At 72.7% G+C, this 289-nt stretch carries 1 protein-coding gene; it reads left to right on the top strand.

Annotation, left to right across the window (positions count from 1 at the left end; genetic code table 11):
- Positions 1-289 (top strand): P-loop NTPase family protein (locus FLQ44_RS23530; protein ID WP_206208666.1); only part of this gene is annotated, 289 nt, incomplete at both ends.

Raw genomic sequence — 289 nt, 5'->3', positions numbered from 1 at the left:
GACCCCAAGGACCGGCTGAGCCCGGTGCTGGAAGCGATGGCCGGCAGCGGCCAGGTGTTCGGTCAGCTCAGCATGGAGCACCCCGATGCCGATGTCGGCCGCGATCTGGCGGGCCTGGCGCGCAGCTTTGGCAACGCCCTGCGCGCCGGCCTGCGCAAGCCGGGACACCTGAGCGCCAAGGACGACGCGCGCAAGCCAACCCTGCACGTGGTGCTGCTGTCCGGCACGCACCTGCTGCTGGCGGCAGGCGACGCCGAAGACACGCCGCCGATGCGCGGCCAGGGCGAAC

Source organism: Vogesella mureinivorans, assembly GCF_007644035.1.
In the GTDB taxonomy this organism is placed as follows: domain Bacteria; phylum Pseudomonadota; class Gammaproteobacteria; order Burkholderiales; family Chromobacteriaceae; genus Vogesella; species Vogesella mureinivorans.
This window is presented reverse-complemented; position numbering and strand designations above follow the sequence as displayed.